Annotated in this window: 14 protein-coding genes; 11 read left to right on the top strand and 3 right to left on the bottom strand. The window is 74.9% G+C overall.

All coding sequences use genetic code 11. The annotated features are described in order from the left end of the window. The first annotated feature begins 53 nt into the window (after nt 1-53). Nucleotides 54-755, top strand: coding sequence for a methyltransferase domain-containing protein (locus tag ACZ3KJ_RS04200; protein WP_467524420.1), 702 nt, complete (start codon nt 54-56; stop codon nt 753-755). 305 nt (nt 756-1060) lie between these two features. Further along, nucleotides 1061-2149 carry a S1C family serine protease gene (locus ACZ3KJ_RS04195; RefSeq protein ID WP_467524418.1) on the top strand — a complete coding sequence of 363 codons (1089 nt, stop codon included), beginning with the start codon at nt 1061-1063 and terminating at the stop codon, nt 2147-2149. A gap of 137 nt (nt 2150-2286) precedes the next feature. Here the strand turns inward: ACZ3KJ_RS04195 and ACZ3KJ_RS04190 are convergent, their stop codons facing one another. Next, a complete protein-coding gene (locus tag ACZ3KJ_RS04190; RefSeq protein WP_401690130.1) occupies nt 2287-2502 on the bottom strand; it encodes a hypothetical protein in 216 nt (71 codons plus the stop codon). Nucleotides 2503-2663: 161 nt separating this feature from the next. On the opposite strand from ACZ3KJ_RS04190, the gene ACZ3KJ_RS04185 reads away from it, so the two are divergent. Then, nucleotides 2664-3872 (top strand): bifunctional adenosylcobinamide kinase/adenosylcobinamide-phosphate guanylyltransferase, encoded by a 1209-nt coding sequence (locus ACZ3KJ_RS04185; RefSeq protein ID WP_467524416.1) that lies wholly within the window; start codon nt 2664-2666, stop codon nt 3870-3872. 82 nt (nt 3873-3954) lie between these two features. On the opposite strand, the gene ACZ3KJ_RS04180 is transcribed toward ACZ3KJ_RS04185, so the two are convergent. Beyond that, nucleotides 3955-4926 carry a class I SAM-dependent methyltransferase gene (locus ACZ3KJ_RS04180; protein WP_467524414.1) on the bottom strand — a complete coding sequence of 324 codons (972 nt, stop codon included), beginning with the start codon at nt 4924-4926 and terminating at the stop codon, nt 3955-3957. Between the two features lie 151 nt (nt 4927-5077). On the opposite strand from ACZ3KJ_RS04180, the gene cobT reads away from it, so the two are divergent. From cobT to ACZ3KJ_RS04165, 3 genes are all read left to right on the top strand, one after another. Continuing rightward, the gene (gene cobT / locus ACZ3KJ_RS04175) at nt 5078-6220 is read left to right on the top strand and encodes a nicotinate-nucleotide--dimethylbenzimidazole phosphoribosyltransferase (protein ID WP_467524412.1); all 1143 of its coding nucleotides are present in this window, start codon (nt 5078-5080) and stop codon (nt 6218-6220) included. Nucleotides 6221-6513: 293 nt separating this feature from the next. Continuing rightward, nucleotides 6514-8241 (top strand): phosphatidylglycerol lysyltransferase domain-containing protein, encoded by a 1728-nt coding sequence (locus ACZ3KJ_RS04170; RefSeq protein ID WP_467524410.1) that lies wholly within the window; start codon nt 6514-6516, stop codon nt 8239-8241. After that, the gene (locus tag ACZ3KJ_RS04165; RefSeq protein ID WP_467524408.1) at nt 8238-8930 is read left to right on the top strand and encodes a hypothetical protein; all 693 of its coding nucleotides are present in this window, start codon (nt 8238-8240) and stop codon (nt 8928-8930) included. Before ACZ3KJ_RS04170 ends, ACZ3KJ_RS04165 begins: the two co-directional genes overlap by 4 nt. 62 nt (nt 8931-8992) lie before the next feature. Here ACZ3KJ_RS04165 and ACZ3KJ_RS04160 read toward each other — a convergent pair whose 3' ends face one another. Further along, entirely contained in the window at nt 8993-9754 is a 762-nt protein-coding gene (locus tag ACZ3KJ_RS04160) for a hypothetical protein (protein WP_467524406.1), read from the bottom strand. 61 nt (nt 9755-9815) lie between these two features. Between ACZ3KJ_RS04160 and ACZ3KJ_RS04155 the strand changes: the two genes are divergently transcribed. The 5 genes from ACZ3KJ_RS04155 to ACZ3KJ_RS04135 all read left to right on the top strand — a co-directional run bounded on the left by ACZ3KJ_RS04155 (nt 9816) and on the right by ACZ3KJ_RS04135 (nt 17454). After that, nucleotides 9816-10643, top strand: a complete 828-nt coding sequence (locus ACZ3KJ_RS04155) for an adenosylcobinamide-GDP ribazoletransferase (RefSeq protein WP_467524404.1) — start codon at nt 9816-9818, stop codon at nt 10641-10643. Between the two features lie 782 nt (nt 10644-11425). Beyond that, complete coding sequence (locus ACZ3KJ_RS04150) at nt 11426-12967, top strand: leucyl aminopeptidase (RefSeq protein ID WP_467524402.1); 1542 nt, start codon at nt 11426-11428, stop codon at nt 12965-12967. Nucleotides 12968-13282: 315 nt separating this feature from the next. After that, nucleotides 13283-14671, top strand: coding sequence for a dihydrolipoyl dehydrogenase (gene lpdA, locus ACZ3KJ_RS04145; protein ID WP_467524401.1), 1389 nt, complete (start codon nt 13283-13285; stop codon nt 14669-14671). A gap of 70 nt (nt 14672-14741) precedes the next feature. Further along, nucleotides 14742-16562: a 2-oxoglutarate dehydrogenase, E2 component, dihydrolipoamide succinyltransferase gene (gene sucB, locus ACZ3KJ_RS04140; RefSeq protein WP_467524400.1), complete on the top strand. Its 1821-nt coding sequence runs from the start codon at nt 14742-14744 to the stop codon at nt 16560-16562. Nucleotides 16563-16821: 259 nt separating this feature from the next. Continuing rightward, a complete protein-coding gene (locus ACZ3KJ_RS04135) occupies nt 16822-17454 on the top strand; it encodes a GntR family transcriptional regulator (RefSeq protein ID WP_389511671.1) in 633 nt (210 codons plus the stop codon). Nucleotides 17455-17809: the final 355 nt, after the last annotated feature.

Genomic DNA, 17809 nt, shown 5'->3' with positions numbered 1-17809 from the left:
AGGCCTGGCTGAACAAGCTGGGCGGGCTGCGTGACGTCGTACGGCAGGAGCTGGTGGCCCGGCAGCTCGACGAGCAGATAGCCGGGCGGTATCCGGTCGGGCAGCGGCTGCGGGTGCTCGACGTGGGGATGGGCCAGGGCACGCAGGCGCTGCGGCTGGCCCGGCTCGGTCACCAGGTGACCGGCCTGGAGCAGGACGCGACGATGATCGCGGCGGCCCGTGAGGCGCTGTCCGGGGAGCCGGAGGGCATCCGGGAGCGGATGCGGATCTTCGAGGGCGACGGCCGGGACACGGGGGTGCACTTCCTGCCCGGCAGTTTCGACGTGGTGCTCTGCCACGGCGTGCTCATGTACGTGGAGGAGCCGGACCCGCTGCTGGCGGGTCTGGCCCGTGTGCTCGCCCCGGGCGGGCTGCTGTCGCTGCTGGTCCGCAACGCCGACGGGCTGGCCATGCGGCCCGGTCTGGCCGGCGACTGGGCGGGCGCCCTGGCCGCCTTCGACAGCGTCTCCTACACCAACCGGCTCGGTCTGGACGTCCGCGCGGACCGGCGCGAGACGCTGACCGCGACACTCGCCGGCATCGGCGCGCCCCTTCAGGCCTGGTACGGCGTGCGGGTCTTCACCGACACGGCGGCCGACGAGACGCGGCCCCCGGACGACGTGGAGACGCTGCTGGCCGTGGAGGAGCGGGCCGGGCGCACGGATCCCTACCGGGGTGTGGCGGCGCTGCTGCACCTGTGCGGGGTACGGGGCTGAGCGGCCGGCACCGGCGGCCGACGGCCGGAGCGGCATGCACACCGCTGCGCGCGCCGCGGACCGCCGCCCGCTGAGGCACACCGAACACGGCCACGGCAGGCCGCGGCGCGGTCCCCGCGGGGCCGGTGCACCCGCTGCCGGCAGGAGCGGCATGCACGCCACCCGCGCGCCGCGGACCGCCGCCCGCTGAGGCACACCGAACACGGCCACGGCAGGCCGTGGCGCGGTCCCCGCGGGACGGTCGGTGGCGCTCTTTCGGGTGATCAGGGCGAGCCGGGCTCTCGCCCGGCGGGAAGACTCGGGGCATGGATCCTTCCTCCCCTCCCCGTGTCCGCCGGCCGGTCCCGGCCGTGTGGGTGTGCGCCCTCGCGCTGGTCGCCGGCTGTTCCGCCCCCGGGTCCTCGGGCGGGGAGACGGTGACCCGGCAGGCCGTACGGCGCGAGGTCGTCACGCGGGCGGACGACCTGGAGGACGCCTACCAGAAGGTGATCAAGGACGTTCTGCCGTCGGTCGTGCAGTTGCGGACCGGCAACGGTCTGGGCTCGGGCGTCGTCTACGACGACCAGGGACACATCGTCACCAACGCGCACGTGGTCGGCGTCGCGAGAACGCTGGAGGTGACCACCGCCACCAGCCGGGCGGCGCTCGCCGCGACCGTCGTCTACTCGTACCCGGAGCAGGACCTCGCCGTCGTCAAGCTGGACCGGGCGCCCGACGGGCTGCGGCCGGCGGCCTTCGGGGACTCCGCGAAGGTCGAGGTCGGGCAGATCGTCCTCGCGATGGGCTCGCCGCTGGGGCTGTCGTCGAGCGTGACGCAGGGCATCGTCTCGGCGACCGGACGGACCGTCACCGAGGGCGGCGCCGAAGGGGGTACGGGGGCGACGCTCACCAACATGGTGCAGACGTCCGCGGCCATCAACCCCGGCAACAGCGGGGGCGCGCTGGTCGGTCTGGACGGGCAGGTGATCGGCATCCCGACGCTCGCCGCGGTCGACCCGGGGTTCGGCGACAGCGCGGCGCCCGGCATCGGGTTCGCGATCCCGGCGTCGACGGTGCGGTCGCTCGCCGACCAGATCGTCCGGGACGGCAGGGTGACCGCGTCCGGCCGGGCGGCGCTCGGCATCGTCGGACGGACCTACGTGGACGCGGAGTTCCGGCCCGCCGGGGTGGCCGTCGTGGAGGTGAGCGGCGGGGGCGCGGCCGACCGGGCCGGCCTGGAGGCCGGGGACGTCATCACCGCGCTGGGGGACACCGGCGTCACCAGCATCACCACGCTGTCCGAGGCGCTGGCCGCGCAGCGGCCCGGACGGCGCACGACGGTGACGTTCACGCGCGACGGCCGGGAGCGGACCGTGGAGGTGACGCTGGGCGAGCAGGAGGGGCCGCCGGACTGACCGGACGCGGCGGGACACCGGACCGGGGTGTGGCCGCCCCGGCCCGCCCCGGTCCGTGCCGGTCCGCCCCGGTCAGGTCCAGCCCTTCCGGTCAGGTCAGGTCCGGCCCGGCCCGGTCCCGCGCCGGGCCCCGTCGTCTAGGACGCCTCGGCCGCGCGCAGGCTCATCGGGCCGTAGATCTCGGTGGAGTCCTCGAACAGCCGCACCTGGTCCGTGCCGCCTTCGAGCAGGTCCTTCCAGTGCTCCCCGATCCAGGACTCGGCGTCCCCCTGCGTGGTGAACTCCTCGGGCTGCACCGCGGGCTCGACCTCCGTCCCGTCGGCCTTCTCGAAACGCCACGTCCATGCCGCCATGTACGCCTCCAACGCGTCGGCACCAGCAGAGCGGAAGCCGGATCTCGGTCCGGCTCCTGCTCAGAGCCTATGCGCTCGGCGGGTGCGCCGGGCGGGAACGGGCCGCCATGATCGGGGGTACCGGGCGCGCGGGGCGGAGGGCGAGCGGCGAAAATCGGTTCGTGGAAGTGACACTGCTCGGTACCGGTGCCCCCGCGGGCCTGCCCCGCCCCGACTGTCCCTGCGCGGCCTGCGCGGCCTCGCTCGGCGTGGACGCGCGGGCGGCGGCCGCGGTGCTCGTGGACGGCTCGCTGCTGCTGGACCTGACGCCGGGTGCGGCGTTCGCCGCCGCCCGCGCCGGGCGTTCGCTGGCCGGCGTACGGCAGGTGCTGCTGTCGCATCCGCACGACGGGCCGCCCGTCGAGGTGCCGGCCGGACTGCCGCAGCCCGGGCGGGTGCCGGACGGACGGGAGTTGACGCTGCTGACGGGGCATCGGGTGCGGGCTGTGGCGATGGACGCGCCGGGCACGGGGTACGCGGTGACGGGACCGGACGGGCAGCGGCTGCTGTACCTGCCGCCGGGGGGCGCGCCGGCCGGTCTGGAGGACGGGGCGGAGCCGGCCGAACGGTACGCCATGGTCCTGCTGGACGTCATGGGGCGGCCGGACGCGCTGGCGAAGCTGCGGGCGGTGGGCGCGGTGGGGCCGACGACCGACGTCCTCGCCGTGCACCTGGACCACGACGTGCCGCCGGGGCGGGAGTCCCGGCGGCGGCTCGCGGCGGCGGGGGCCCGAGCGGTGCCCGACGGGTCGACGCTGACGGTGGGGGCGTACGAGGACGTGCCGGACGTGCCCCGGCGGACGCTGGTGCTGGGCGGGGCCAGGTCGGGCAAGTCGGTGGAGGCGGAGCGGCGGCTGGAGTCCTTCCCCGGCGTGCTGTACGTCGCGACGGGCGGTTCGCGCGGCGGGGACACCGAGTGGGCGCAACGGGTCCTGACGCACCGGGAGCGGCGGCCGGGTTCGTGGCGTACGGCCGAGACGTGCGACCTGGTGCCGTTGCTGGGGCTGGACGGTCCCGCGCTGCTGATCGACTGTCTGTCGCTGTGGCTGACGGACGCGATGGACGCCGTGGGGGCGTGGGACGACGCGGTGTGGGCGGACGGCGGCGAGCGCGCGCTGCGTTCGCGGGTCGCGGAGCTGGCGGCGGCCGTGCGGGCGACCCGGCGGACGGTCGTCCTGGTCTCCAACGAGGTCGGCTCGGGCATCGTCCCGGCCACGGCGTCGGGGCGGCGGTACCGCGACGAGCTGGGGCGGCTCAACGCGGCGGTCGCGGCGGAGTGCGAGCAGGTGGTGCTGGTGGTGGCGGGGCAGGCGGTGGTGCTGCGGGGGTGAGACGGGCGGGGCGGGCGGGGCGGGCGGCCGAGCGGGGGGCGTGCGCGGAGTGGAGTGCGGGGTGCGGTGTTCCGCCGTGTGCTCATCCCTTCCGGGCGATGAGCCGGTACGCGTTCGAGAAGCGGGTGCGGCACAGGAGCGGGGCCAGGGTGTGGTCGAGCACGGTCGCCGTCCGGACCAGGGCGGCCGCCCCGCGCAGGAGGCCGGGGCGGTTCGGCGGGACGGCGCGGGCCAGGGACAGGGAGAGCGCCGCCGACAGGTCGTGGGGGAGGTGGGGGGCGCGGCGGTCCGCGGTGAGGACGGTGCAGCCCTGGCCCTCCAGTTCGGTGCGGAGGTTGGGCAGCGGCATCAGGTGGACGTGGCGGGGCTGGCCGTGCGGCAGCCACCACTTGCCCAGGAGGGCGGCGAACGCGCTGCGCGGGTCGGGGACTTCGAGGAGGAGGTGACCGCCGGGGCGGAGGACGGTGAGGGCGGCGCGGAGTTCCTCGCGGGGGTCGTGGGTGTGCTCCAGGTGGTGGAGCATGCTGACCACGTCGTAGCGGGCGCGCAGGCGCGCGGTGACGCCCGGGGTGGTCAGGTGCCCGACGTGGGCCTCCTCGACACGGCCCGCCAGCCGCGCCCGTTCCACCGTCGGGGTGGGGTCGAGGCCGTCGAACGCCGTGTACGGGAACATCGTCCGCGCGGCCTCCGGGAACAGGGCGTGGCCCGTGCCCACGTCCAGCCAGCTCTCCGGCTCCCCGAACGGCAGCATGGTCCGGGCCACGGCCCGCAGACGGCGGCGGCGGGTGCGGACCGCGAGGACGCGGTCGGTGAGGGCGCGGTGGGTGGGGACCGTGGGGAACTCCTCGTCCGGGCCGCGCCGGTAGAGGGCGAGCCCCTCCGGGGTCAGGCGGGGGTTCTGGAAGGCGTGGGCGCAGTCCCTGCACTCGTCGACGGTGAAGGTGCCCGGTCTGTGGTGCAGCAGGTCCGGAGCGCGCAGCCGGGTGCGCAGGCGTCTGGAGCCGCACCAGGGGCAGTCGTCGCGGCGCGGCTCGTGGATGGGCCTGGGGGGCATGAGCGGCTCCGGTGGGAGGGCGGGCGAACCATGCGGCAATCCATAGCAAAACGGAACGTATGGGATCGCGGTGACGGGTGCAAAGACGCCGTGCGGACGGGGTGGCGGTGTGGCGCGGAACCGTTCGTTCGGTGCCGGTACTGTTCGGCGAATGAGCTCGCTTAATCTCGACGACTTCACCGATCTGATCGAGCGCCCCGACGGCGGGGTGCGGCGCGACGCGGAGGCGTACCGGGACCGCCGGATCGTCCCGGCCGGGGCGCTGGGGCGCCTCGACGACCTGGGTGAGTGGCTGGCGGCGGCGCAGGGCGCGGTGCCGGTGCGCCCGGTGGAGCGGCCGCGGGTGGTGCTGTTCGCCGGCGACCACGGGATCGCCGCGCTCGGCGTCTCCGCCCGGCCCGCGGGCGGCGCCGGGCAGCTGGTGCGGGAGGTGCTGGAGGGCGGCCGCCCGTCGGCGGTGCTGGCGCGCCGGCTCGGGGTTCCGGTGCGGGTCGTGGACATGGCGCTGGACTGCGAGCCGGACGCGTTCCCCGAGGACGTCGTACGGCATCGGGTGCGGCGCGGCAGCGGCCGTATCGACGTCGAGGACGCGCTGACCGCGCAGGAGGCCGAGGCCGCCTTCCTGGCCGGGGTCGCCGTCGCCGACGAGGAGGCGGACTCCGGTACGGACCTGGTCGTGCTCGGCGATGTGAGCGTGGGCGGCACCACGGCGGCGGGCGTGCTGGTCGCCGCGCTGTGCGGGACCGACGCGTCCGTGGTGACCGGGCGGGGCGGGGAGGCGATCGACGACCTGGCGTGGATGCGCAAGTGCGCGGCGATCCGCGACGCGCTGCGGCGGGCCCGGCCGGTGCTCGGGGACCAGTTGCGGCTGCTGGCGACCGTCGGGGGTGCCGACCTCGCCGCGATGACGGGCTTCCTGCTCCAGTGCGCCGTACGGAAGGTGCCCGTGGTCCTGGACGGGGTCGTGACGGCCGCCTGTGCGCTGGTCGGGCAGCGGATCGCCTTCCGGGCGCCGGACTGGTGGCTGGCGGGGCAGCGCAGCGGCGAGCCGGGGCAGGCCAAGGCGCTGGACCGGATGGCGCTGGAGCCGCTGCTGGACCAGGGCGTGACCGTGGGCGAGGGCGCGGGCGCCCTGCTCGCGCTGCCCCTGGTGCAGGCCGCGGCGGCGCTGGCCGCCGAGCTGCCGGAGAAGCAGGCGAAGCACGGGACGCCGGACGAGCCCGAGGGGTCGGACGAGCCGGAGGGGTCCGCGGCGGCGGAAGAGCAGGAGACGGCCGCGGCGGAGGAGGAGTAGGAGGCCGGCGCGGCGGCGAAGCCGGAGCGGGGGGCGGCACCGAGACGGAGGAGGAGCCGGAGGGACCGGAGGCAGCCGGGGGACCGAGGCACCGGAGGCGGCCGGGAGACCAAGGCGCCGGAGACAACCGGGAGACCGAGGCACCGGAGACAACCGGGAGACCAAGGCGCCGGAGGCGTCCTCGGCGTCCTCACCGGAGCGGGGCGGGCGTGGGCCGGACGGCTGACGGGGCGGCACCGGCGGAGGCGGCGGAAGAGCGGTTCACCCGATCTACGCCCATATGATCACATGTCATGGGAGATGTCCGGATCGCTTCCCGTCGGGCCGCCGCCTTCACCGTCTGGTATCTGCGGACCGTCGCCTTCGTCAACCTGCTCAGCGCGGTATGGGTCTCCCTGGGGCAGGACGTGCGCCGGCACAACCAGGCGGACTTCTTCACCCCCTACCTGCTGACGGCCGGGTTCGCCCCCGGTGTCTTCACCGCGTTCCTGGCCGTCACCATGCGGCGCCGCAAACGGGCCGCGTGGATCCTCAACCTCGGACTGAGCGGCGCGTTCCTCGCGCTGCTCGGCCCCGCCATGGCGTTCCCGGAGATCCGGCGGTACCCCCAGAACTGGATCTCCCTCGCCCTGACCGCCGCCTTCGTCGCCGCGCTGCTCGTCGGACGCGCGGAGTTCTACGCCAAGGGCGACCGCGCCAATCCGAGGCTCGCCGCGGCCGTCGGCGCCGGCGGGCTGCTCGGCGCCTCGCTGCTGGCCTCGCTGCTGGTGACCCTCACCGACCGGGCCCCCGGCCCGTCCACCTTCCTCGACCGCTGGCGCTACGGCGCGCTGCGGCTGGTCTCGGTCGCCGACGACCACCTGTTCCCCCAGATCTCCCCGCCCACCTGGGTCGACGTCGCCGTGAACGTCCTCAGCACGCTCCTCGTCCTCGCCGTCCTGTACGCCGCCTTCCGCTCCCGGCGGGCCGTCGACCCCCTCACCGCGGACGACGAGAAACGGCTGCGGGAACTGCTCGACCGGCACGGGGAGCGGGACTCGCTGGGCTACTTCGCGCTGCGCCGGGAGAAGAGCGTGCGCTGGTCGCCGACCGGGAAGGCCGCCGTCGCCTACCGGGTGGTCGGCGGGGTGTCCCTGGCGTCCGGGGACCCGCTCGGGGACCCCGAGGCCTGGCCGGGGGCGATCGGGCCGTGGCTCGCCGAGGCCCGCACGCACGGCTGGATCCCGGCGGTGATGGGGGCGAGCGAGGAGGCCGGGACGGTCTACGCCCGGCACGGGCTGGACGCGCTCGAACTCGGCGACGAGGCGGTCGTGGAGGTCGCCGGGTTCACCCTGGAGGGGCGGGCCATGCGGACGGTCCGGCAGGCCCACAACCGGGTGCGGCGGGCCGGGTACGCGGTGCGGATCCGGCGGCACGAGGACATCTCCGCCGACGAGACGGCGTACCTGGTGCGGCGCGCCGACGAGTGGCGGGACGGGGCGTCCGAACGCGGGTTCAGCATGGCGCTGGGGCGGCTCGGGGACCCGGAGGACGGGCGGTGCGTGATGGTCGAGTGCACCGACGCCGAGGGCCGGCTCAGGGGCCTGCTGTCCTTCGTCCCGTGGGGGCCGCACGGGCTGTCGCTCGATCTGATGCGGCGGGACCGGGACTCCGACAACGGACTGGTGGAGTTCATGGTCATCGAGCTGCTGCGGCGCGCCCGCGGCCTCGGCATCACCCAGGTCTCGCTGAACTTCGCGATGTTCCGGTCGGTCTTCGAGCGCGGCTCCCGCCTGGGCGCCGGGCCGGTGCTGAGGCTGTGGCGGTCGCTGCTCGGCTTCTTCTCCCGGTGGTGGCAGATCGAGTCGCTGTACCGCGCCAACGCCAAGTACCGGCCCGCCTGGGAGCCCCGCTTCCTGCTCTTCGAGAAGAGCGCGGACCTGCTCCGCATCGGCCTGGCGTCGGCGCGGGCGGAGGGCTTCCTGGAGCCGCCGGTGCCGGCCGGGCGACCGCGCCGTACGCGCCTGGGGGCCCGCCGGTGAACCCGCTCGCCCGCTGGGCCCGCACCGAGTGGGGGCCGCTCGGCGCCGCCGTGCGCGGACCCCTCCTGGCCCGGCGGTGGCGGGCGGTCCCGATGACGCTCGGGGCGGTGTGCCTGACGGCGGCCCTGCACGTCGTGCAGAACCAGGGCTGGGGACAGGCGTTCGTGCGGTCCGTGGGCGTGGTGCGGGCCGGGGACCCGCTGGGGGCGGCCCTGCTGCGCACCCCGCTGTCGCTGTTCGTGCCCGCGCCGGACCTGCCGGTCTGGGGCGCCCTCGCCCAGGTCCTGTGCGTCTTCGGCCTCGCGGAGATCTGCCTGGGCCGGCGGCCGACCCTCCTCGTCGCGTACGCCGCCACCCTCGCCGGCTCGCTGTACGCGCGCGTGGGCGTCGCCCTCGGCCCGGGCCGCCTCCTGGGCCTGCCCGCCTCCGACGCCCAGGTGGTCGACACCGGCCCCTCGGCGGCGGTGGTGGGCCTCGCGGTCCTCCTCGGCCACCGGTACCACGCGTACGCCACGGCCGGCGCGGTCGTCGTGGCGATGGTCGTCGAGGTGCTCCTGAAGGCGAACCTGGCGGGCAAGGAGCACCTGGCGGCCATCGCGGGCGTGGCGGTGGGGTGCGGGCTCGTTCGGACGGGGCGGCACGCACGGCGGGCGGTGCCACCGGGGCGCGGCGCGGCGCGGCGCCCCTGAGGGGCGGCTCCTCGCAGGCGCGCGGGGGATCACGAGCCGGTCGCCCCGCCCGGCGAGCGCCCTCACCCCCGCCCGGCGGAGCGCAGTTCCGCGTCCGTCTTGCCGCCGAGCCAGTCCCCCACCACCCGCCTCGGCCGCGCCCACCGCCGGTCGTGCCGGTAGGCGCGCAGCGCCGCTCTCGCGCGCGCCCGGGGGCGGCGGCGGTAGAAGCGGCGGGCCCACCAGGAGCCGGGGCGGGCCAGGCGGACGAAGCCGATCAGGCCGACGAACGGGACGATCACGCTGAAGATCGCCATCCGGCCCTTGCCCTTGCTCAGGACCGCCAGGGCGAACAGGAAGTTGAGCACCACGGTCGAGATCACGCTCCCCCGGTCCTGCCGCTCGTCCGGGCCGACGTCGTTGACGCCGAACGGCGAGAACCCCACCAGGACCAGCCCCACCAGGGCGGCCGTCAGGACGACGACCTCGACGCTCTTGCGGCCCGCCGCCGTCCAGTACACGTCGTCGAGGTGCAGGACCAGCGCGAACTCGTCCAGGACGAGTCCGGCGCCGACGCCGAAGACGATCGCGAAGGCGGCCGCGCCGAAGCCGTTCCGGCCGCTCGCCACCGCGCCGAAACCGCCGAGCACGGTCAGGACGACGCCCGGGACCACGTGGTGGACGTGCAGGCCGCCCGCGCTGACGTTGCCGAACGGGCCCCGGCCGGCGCGGATCAGCCGGGTGACGGCACGGGTGACCAGGAAGGTCAGGACGAAGGCGGCGAGGGCGAGGAGCAGCGGGAGCTTGCCCGGCTCGACGATGTTCCGCTGCACCCAATGTCCCATAAGCGCATTCTCATCCCCGTCCCCCGGGGGTGCCCGCCCGACCGCCCGGTAACCTGCGCCGGTGTCCACGACCCCGCCGCCACCGCCTCCCCCGCCGCCCCCGCTCCCCGCGCCCTCCCGCCTCGACGGACTCCGTTTCGCCTTCGGCACGCTCACCGTGCTCCCGGTGCGGGTGCCCCGCTGGGACCGGCGGGCCGCGCGCGGGGGCATGCTCGGCGCCCCGGTGGCCGGGCTGGTCGTCGGCGGCTGCGCGGCCGGGGCCGGGCTGGCGGCGCTGCTGCTGGGCGCGGGCCCCCTGCTCGCCGCCGTCGCCTCCGTCGCCGTACCCGCCGTCCTCACCCGTGGGCTGCATCTCGACGGGCTGGCCGACACCGCGGACGGGCTGGGCAGCGGCAGGCCCGCCGAGGACGCGTTGCGGATCATGAAGCAGTCGGACATCGGGCCGTTCGGCGTGCTCACCCTGGTCCTCGTCCTGCTCGCCCAGGCGGCGGCGCTGGCGCAGCTGTACGGCGCCTCCCGGGGGCGCGGCGCGCTCGCGGCCGTCGTCGCGGCGGTCGCGGGGCGGCTGGCGCTCACCCTGGCCGCCCGTGCCGGGGTCGGCGCCGCCCGGCCGGAGGGGCTGGGGGCGGCGGTGGCCGGGGTCGTGCCGGTGCGGGCGGCGTCGGCCGCGGTGGCCGCCGTCACCGCCGCCGCGGCGGCCGCCGGCGCGCTCATCGGCCCGTACGACGCCGTCCGCACGGCCCTCGCCGTCGTCCTCGCCCTGGCCGGCGCCGAGCTCCTGCTGCGCCGCTGCGTACGGCGCTTCGGCGGGGTCACCGGCGACGTCTTCGGCGGCCTGGCGGAAACGGCCACGACGACGGCGCTCGTGGCACTCTGCCTGGGCGGCTGAACCCCGCCCGCACACACGGACCACCTGTCCCGCGGACCACCTGTCCTGGCGGACCACCCGTCCCACGGCCCCCGTCCCACGGCACCCGTCCCACGGCCCCCCATCTCACGGCCACCGCCCCACGGCCCCCGTCTCACGGACCACCCGCCCCACGGATTACCCAGCGCATTTGCCCGCCCGGCGGGTCACCCACCCGCCCCCCGCTCGCCCCCGCACAGCCCGACAGGACACCCCGCGGATCGAGCCCGGCTGCGAACCGAGCCCGGAGGGTCGCCTCCCGGACGGCTCGGCGGGCCGCATCCCGAACGGTCCGGCAGGCCGCGTCCCGGCCAACCGGGACGGTCATGTCCCGGCCACCCCGGAGGGCCGCGTCCCGGACGGTCCGGCGCAAGCCCCGCGAACCGGACGGAAGCCCGCCAGAGGCCGGAAGCGGGCGCACCGGTGCCGGGTGTCCGACGGCACCGGCGGTCGCCGGGGACCCGCCCGAGCCCGCGTTCCCGGCGCCGCCATGCCGACCCGGCGCGTGTGACTGGAGTCATGGGGTGCGAGGATCGGGCCGTGGCCACGACGCCAACCGACAGGTGAGGACTCGTGTGCGTGAGCGATTGCACACGCGCGCGTACGCTCGTTGCGGGGTTCGCCGTGCCGGTTCGCCGCGCCGGTGCGGCCGGCCTCGGTTGCGACCGCACCCTCGACCCGGATCCAGGGTCGGCTGTCGGGCCCGGTCGACCCACACATTTCCGGCCACAGCAACTTCACATCGGAAGCGAGAATTCACCACCGTGACTGCTCTCACTCTCAGCACCGCCGCGGCGCCCGGCCTGCGGGCCGACGCGATCGTGATCGGTGTCGCCAAGGGCACTGCACCCGGCTCCGGTGACCTGGTCGTCGCCCCGGGCGCCGAAGCCGTGGACAAGGCCTACGACGGCCGGCTCGCCGGCGTCCTGGAGACCCTCGGCGCCACCGGCGCCGAGGGCGAGGTGACGAAGCTGCCCGCCCCGGCCGGCTTCAAGGCACCGCTCGTGCTGGCGGTGGGGCTGGGCGGGGAGCCCGAGAAGGACACCTCCTACGACGCGGAGGCCCTGCGCAGGGCGGCCGGCGTGGCCGCCCGCACCCTGACCGGGACCAAGAAGGCCGCCTTCGCCCTGCCGCTGGCGGACGGCGCCGGCGTCGGCGCGGTCGCCGAGGGCGTGGTGCTCGGCGCGTACTCCTTCGACGCCTACAAGAACGGCGCCGGGAACGCCGCGAAGACGAAGAAGGGCAAGGCGCCGCTCGCCGAGGCCGTCCTGCTCGGCGGCAAGCCGCGCGACGCCGCCCACAAGGCCGCGCTCGCCCGCGCCACCGCCGTCGCCGAGGAGCTCAACCGCGCCCGCGACCTGATCAACATGCCGCCGAACGACCTCGACCCGGAGGCCTTCGCCGCCCTCGCCCAGACCGCGGCCAAGGACCACGGCATCAAGGTGCAGGTCCTGGACGAGAAGGCCCTCGCCAAGGGCGGCTACGGCGGCATCCTCGGCGTCGGCGCCGGCTCCGCGTCGGCCCCGCGCCTGGTGAAGCTGACGTACACCTCGTCCAAGGCGAAGAAGCACCTCGCCTTCGTCGGCAAGGGCATCACCTACGACTCGGGCGGCATCTCGCTGAAGCCGGCCGGTCACAACGAGACGATGAAGTGCGACATGAGCGGCGCGGCCGCCGTCTTCGCGGCCGTGGTCGCCGCGGCGCGCATCGGCCTGGAGGTGAACGTCACCGGCTGGCTGGCGCTCGCCGAGAACATGCCGTCCGGCTCCGCCACCCGCCCGGGTGACGTGCTGCGCATGTACAGCGGCAAGACCGTCGAGGTCCTCAACACCGACGCCGAGGGCCGGCTGGTGCTCGCCGACGCCCTGTGGGCCGCCTCCCAGGAGAAGCCGGACGCCATCGTGGACGTCGCCACGCTGACCGGCGCGATGATGCTGGCGCTGGGCAACCGCACGTTCGCCGTCATGGCGAACGACGAGGCGTTCCGCTCCACGGTGTTCGAGGCCGCGGAGGAGGTCGGGGAGCCGGCCTGGCCCATGCCGCTGCCCGAGCACCTGCGCAAGGGCATGGACTCCACCGTCGCCGACATCGCCAACATGGGTGAGCGGATGGGCGGCGGGCTGGTCGCCGGCCTCTTCCTGCGGGAGTTCGTGGGCGAGGGCATCGCCTGGGCGCACCTGGACATCGCCGGCCCGGCGTTCAACGAGGGCGGCCCCTTCGGCTACACGCCCAAGGGCGGCACCGGTACGGCCGTGCGGACGCTGGTGCGCCTCGCGGAGCTGACCGCCGCGGGTGATCTCGGCTAGCTCCCCCGGCCGGCTCCCCCGGAGCGGGGGACTGTGCGCCTGGTCACTCGGGTCGTGTCCGTTGTGCAGCGGGTGCGAACCGTATGTGGCTGGTCGCGCGGTTTCCCGCGCCCCCGGCGGGGCCGATTCCTCCCGTCACACGTGAGCGTGGGGCGTCTCACACCCCGGCCCCGCGTCCCGTCCGCCTCCCGCAGGTGCGAAGATGGGGGTCGGCAGGACAGGGCCCCACCACAGGGCCGAACGAAGAGCGGCCGGACACCAGCCGCCGACCGGTCACCGACGACCGGCGTGGCGCACATGCATGGAGGACGTGACGTGGCGAACGACGCCAGCACCGTTTTCGACCTAGTGATCCTCGGCGGTGGTAGTGGCGGTTACGCCGCGGCCCTGCGCGGGGCGCAGCTGGGCCTGGACGTCGCCCTGATCGAGAAGGACAAGGTCGGCGGCACCTGCCTGCACCGGGGTTGCATCCCCACCAAGGCCCTGCTGCACGCGGGCGAGATCGCCGACCAGGCCCGCGAGAGCGAGCAGTTCGGCGTCAAGGCCACTTTCGAGGGCATCGACATCGCCGGGGTCCACAAGTACAAGGACGGCGTGATCTCCGGCCTGTACAAGGGCCTCCAGGGTCTCGTCGCCTCCCGCAAGGTGACGTACATCGAGGGTGAGGGCCGGCTCTCCTCCCCCACCTCCGTCGACGTGAACGGTCAGCGGATCCAGGGCCGCCACGTCCTGCTGGCGACCGGCTCCGTACCGAAGTCGCTGCCGGGCCTGGAGATCGACGGCAACCGGATCATCTCCTCCGACCACGCGCTCGTCCTGGACCGCGTGCCGAAGTCCGCGATCATCCTGGGCGGCGGTGTCATCGGCGTGGAGTTCGCCTCCGCGTGGAAGTCGTTCGGCTCGGACGTCACCGTCATCGAGGGTCTGAAGCACCTCGTCCCGGTCGAGGACGAGAACAGCTCGAAGCTCCTCGAGCGCGCCTTCCGCAAGCGCGGCATCAAGTTCAACCTCGGCACCTTCTTCTCCAAGGCCGAGTACACCGCCGACGGCGTCAAGGTCACCCTCGCCGACGGCAAGGAGTTCGAGGCCGAGATCCTGCTGGTCGCGGTGGGCCGCGGGCCCGTCTCCGCCGGTCTCGGCTACGAGGAGCAGGGCGTCGCGACGGACCGCGGCTACGTCCTGGTCGACGAGTACATGCGGACGAACGTCCCCACCATCTCCGCCGTCGGCGACCTGGTCCCGACGCTCCAGCTCGCGCACGTCGGCTTCGCCGAGGGCATCCTGGTGGCGGAGCGTCTGGCCGGTCTGAAGACCGTCCCGATCGACTACGACGGTGTCCCGCGGGTGACGTACTGCCACCCGGAGGTCGCCTCCGTGGGCATCACCGAGGCCAAGGCCAAGGAGATCTACGGCGCGGACAAGGTCGTCGCTCTGAAGTACAACCTGGCGGGCAACGGCAAGAGCAAGATCCTCCAGACCGCGGGCGAGATCAAGCTCGTCCAGGTCAAGGACGGTGCCGTGGTCGGCGTCCACATGGTCGGCGACCGCATGGGCGAGCAGGTCGGCGAGGCCCAGCTGATCTACAACTGGGAGGCCCTGCCGGCCGAGGTGGCCCAGCTCATCCACGCCCACCCGACGCAGAACGAGGCGCTCGGCGAAGCCCACCTGGCCCTGGCGGGCAAGCCCCTCCACTCGCACGACTGACTGACCCTCGGTCGAAACACGTCGAAGCGACGACACAGACTTCCGCAATTCGTAAGGAGCAACCGAAACCATGGCGGTTTCCGTAACCCTTCCGGCGCTCGGCGAGAGCGTCACCGAGGGCACTGTCACCCGCTGGCTGAAGGCCGAGGGCGAGCGCGTCGAGGCTGACGAGCCGCTGCTCGAGGTCTCCACCGACAAGGTCGACACCGAGATCCCCTCCCCGGCCGCCGGCATCCTGGCCTCCATCAAGGTCGCCGAGGACGAGACGGTCGAGGTCGGCGCCGAGCTGGCCGTCATCGACGACGGCACCGGCGCGCCCGCCGCCGCTCCGGCCCCGGCCGCCGAGCAGGTCGCCCCGCCGGCCCCCGAGCCGGTCCCGGCCGCCCAGCCGTCCACCGAGCAGGCCGCCCCGGCCCCGGCTCCCACCGCCGAGGCCGCCGCCGGCGCCGGTTCCGCCGAGGGCACGGACGTCGTCCTGCCCGCGCTCGGCGAGTCCGTCACCGAGGGCACCGTCACCCGCTGGCTGAAGTCGGTCGGCGACAGCGTCGAGGCCGACGAGCCGCTGCTCGAGGTCTCCACCGACAAGGTCGACACCGAGATCCCGGCGCCCACCTCCGGTGTGCTGCTCGAGATCACGGTCGGCGAGGACGAGACCGCCGAGGTCGGCGCCAAGCTCGCCGTCATCGGCGCTCCGGGTGCCGCTCCGGCGGCCGCCCCGGCCCCCGCGGCCCCGGCTCCGGCGCCCGCCGCCGCTGCCCCCGCCCCGGCCGCCCCGGCGCCCGCTCCGGCCGCGCCCGCCGCCCCGGCTCCGGCCCCGGCCCCGGCTGCTCCGGCCGCCCCGGCCGCCGCCGCTCCGGCCCCGGTCCAGCCCGCCGCCCCGGCGCCCGCGCCGGCCGCTCCGGCCCCGGTCACCCCGGCTCCGGCCGCTCCGGCGCCGGTCGCCGCGCAGGCCACCGACGAGGGCGCCTACGTCACCCCGCTGGTGCGCAAGCTCGCCGCCGAGAGCGGCGTCGACCTGGCGTCCGTCAAGGGCACCGGCGTCGGCGGCCGCATCCGCAAGCAGGACGTCGTCGCCGCGGCCGAGGCCGCGAAGGCCGCCGTCGCCGCCCCGGCTCCGGCCGCGGCCGCCCCGGCCGCCGCGAAGAAGGCCCCGAAGCTCGAGGTCTCCCCGCTGCGCGGCCAGACCGTCAAGATGCCGCGCATCCGCAAGGTCATCGGCGACAACATGGTCAAGGCCCTGCACGAGCAGGCCCAGCTGTCCTCGGTCGTCGAGGTGGACGTCACCCGCCTGATGCGCCTGCGCGCCCAGGCCAAGGACTCCTTCGCCGCGCGCGAGGGCGTCAAGCTCTCCCCGATGCCGTTCTTCGTGAAGGCGGCGGCCCAGGCGCTGAAGGCCCACCCGGTCATCAACGCCAAGATCAACGAGGCCGAGGGCACGATCACCTACTTCGACTCCGAGAACATCGGTATCGCGGTGGACTCCGAGAAGGGCCTGATGACCCCGGTCATCAAGGGCGCCGGCGACCTGAACATCGCCGGGATCGCCAAGGCCACGGCCGACCTCGCGGGCAAGGTCCGGGCGAGCAGGATCAGCCCGGACGAGCTGGCCGGCGCGACCTTCACCATCTCCAACACCGGTTCGCGCGGTGCGCTCTTCGACACGATCATCGTGCCGCCGGGCCAGGTCGCGATCCTCGGCATCGGTGCCACGGTCAAGCGCCCGGCCGTCATCGAGACGGAGGAGGGCACGGTCATCGGCGTCCGCGACATGACGTACCTGACCCTGTCCTACGACCACCGTCTGGTGGACGGCGCCGACGCCGCGCGTTACCTGACCGCGGTCAAGGCGATCCTGGAGGCGGGCGAGTTCGAGGTCGAGCTCGGCCTCTGACCCGTCGGCCCGCACCGGGCCGGGACCCCGACGACGTCGGGATCGCACGGCACGCCTCCTGGCCGTACGGCTGTACGGCGCCCCCGTTCGGAGCCCTCGGGCCTCCGGGCGGGGGCGCCGCGCGTTTCGGGGTCGTGTAAGTCTCGTCTCACCTGCGGGAAAGCACCCCCAGCGCCCCTCCGGGAGCAGCCGTCGGCCGTATTGTCTAAACGTCAAACGCCCTAGGGGCCGATGGGCGGCCCCTCCCTAAGGAGCCCTCATGACCGCGCCCGTCGTCCACTCGCTGCGCGAACAGATCCGCGAGCACATCGTGGAGGGGATCGTCAGCGGGCGCTGGAAGCCGGGCGAGCGGATCGTGGAGCGGCGGATCGCCACCGAGCTGGAGGTCAGCCAGACGCCGGTGCGGGAGGCGCTGCGCGAGCTGGAGTCGCTGCGGCTGATCGAGTCCGCGCCGAACAAGGGCGTACGGGTGCGCAACCTGACCGCGGCCGACCTGGAGGAGAGCTATCCGGTCCGGGCCGGTCTGGAGGCGATCGCGGCGGAGCTGGCGGCGCAGCGGCTGGCGGAGGACTGCTCGGCGCTGGAACCGCACGTGGCGGCGCTGTACGAGGCGGACCTCGCGTCGGACGGCACGGCCCAGGTGCGGCACACCGTGGCCTTCCACCGCGAGCTGGTCCGGGCGGCGGGCAACTCCGTCCTGCTGCACACCTGGGAGGGGCTGGGCATCGAGGTCTTCACCGCCCTGTCGATCCGCTGGCTGGGGACGGTCCAGCAGTCGTACGCGGAGGAGCACGAGGAGCTGGTGCAGGCGTTCCGCCGGCGCGACCCGAGGATCGCGGAGCTGGTGAAGGCCCACGTCCTGGGCTGCGCACCGCGGCACGGGGGCGAGTAGACCACCGGCCGCCGGCCACCTATTACCGGCCACCGATCGCCGACAACCCGCCCGGACGGGCGGGCGGTCGGCGTACCACCGAACCGCCGCCGCACCGCCGCCACCCGGCCGCCGCACCGCCGCGGACACCGGAGCGACCCCGCGCTCAGACGCCGCCCCACCTGCGAAAACCGCCGATTTCGGCGTCACCCGGTGCCACCGGCGAAGGCACCGCGTGCCTATTTTCTCGTTATCGAGAGATTTTGTCCCTCAACCCTTTGATCGATCATCGATCAGGGGGTTACAGTCACCGACGGGCTTGCCACCCAAGCCCCAGCCCTGTCCTGCCAAAGACCTAGGGCACCCCCGAACCCTT

This window comes from Streptomyces sp. NPDC003248 (assembly GCF_055563235.1).
This window is presented reverse-complemented; position numbering and strand designations above follow the sequence as displayed.

Excerpts from the sequence above, each read along its gene's own strand:
- ACZ3KJ_RS04195 (WP_467524418.1), top strand. The coding sequence starts at position 1,061 with ATGGATCCTTCCTCCCCTCCCCGTGTCCGCCGGCCGGTCCCGGCCGTG.
- ACZ3KJ_RS04190 (WP_401690130.1), bottom strand. The coding sequence starts at position 2,502 with ATGGCGGCATGGACGTGGCGTTTCGAGAAGGCCGACGGGACGGAGGTC.
- ACZ3KJ_RS04180 (WP_467524414.1), bottom strand. The coding sequence starts at position 4,926 with ATGCCCCCCAGGCCCATCCACGAGCCGCGCCGCGACGACTGCCCCTGG.
- cobT (WP_467524412.1), top strand. The coding sequence starts at position 5,078 with ATGAGCTCGCTTAATCTCGACGACTTCACCGATCTGATCGAGCGCCCC.
- ACZ3KJ_RS04170 (WP_467524410.1), top strand. The coding sequence starts at position 6,514 with ATGGGAGATGTCCGGATCGCTTCCCGTCGGGCCGCCGCCTTCACCGTC.
- ACZ3KJ_RS04160 (WP_467524406.1), bottom strand. The coding sequence starts at position 9,754 with ATGGGACATTGGGTGCAGCGGAACATCGTCGAGCCGGGCAAGCTCCCG.
- sucB (WP_467524400.1), top strand. The coding sequence starts at position 14,742 with ATGGCGGTTTCCGTAACCCTTCCGGCGCTCGGCGAGAGCGTCACCGAG.
- ACZ3KJ_RS04135 (WP_389511671.1), top strand. The coding sequence starts at position 16,822 with ATGACCGCGCCCGTCGTCCACTCGCTGCGCGAACAGATCCGCGAGCAC.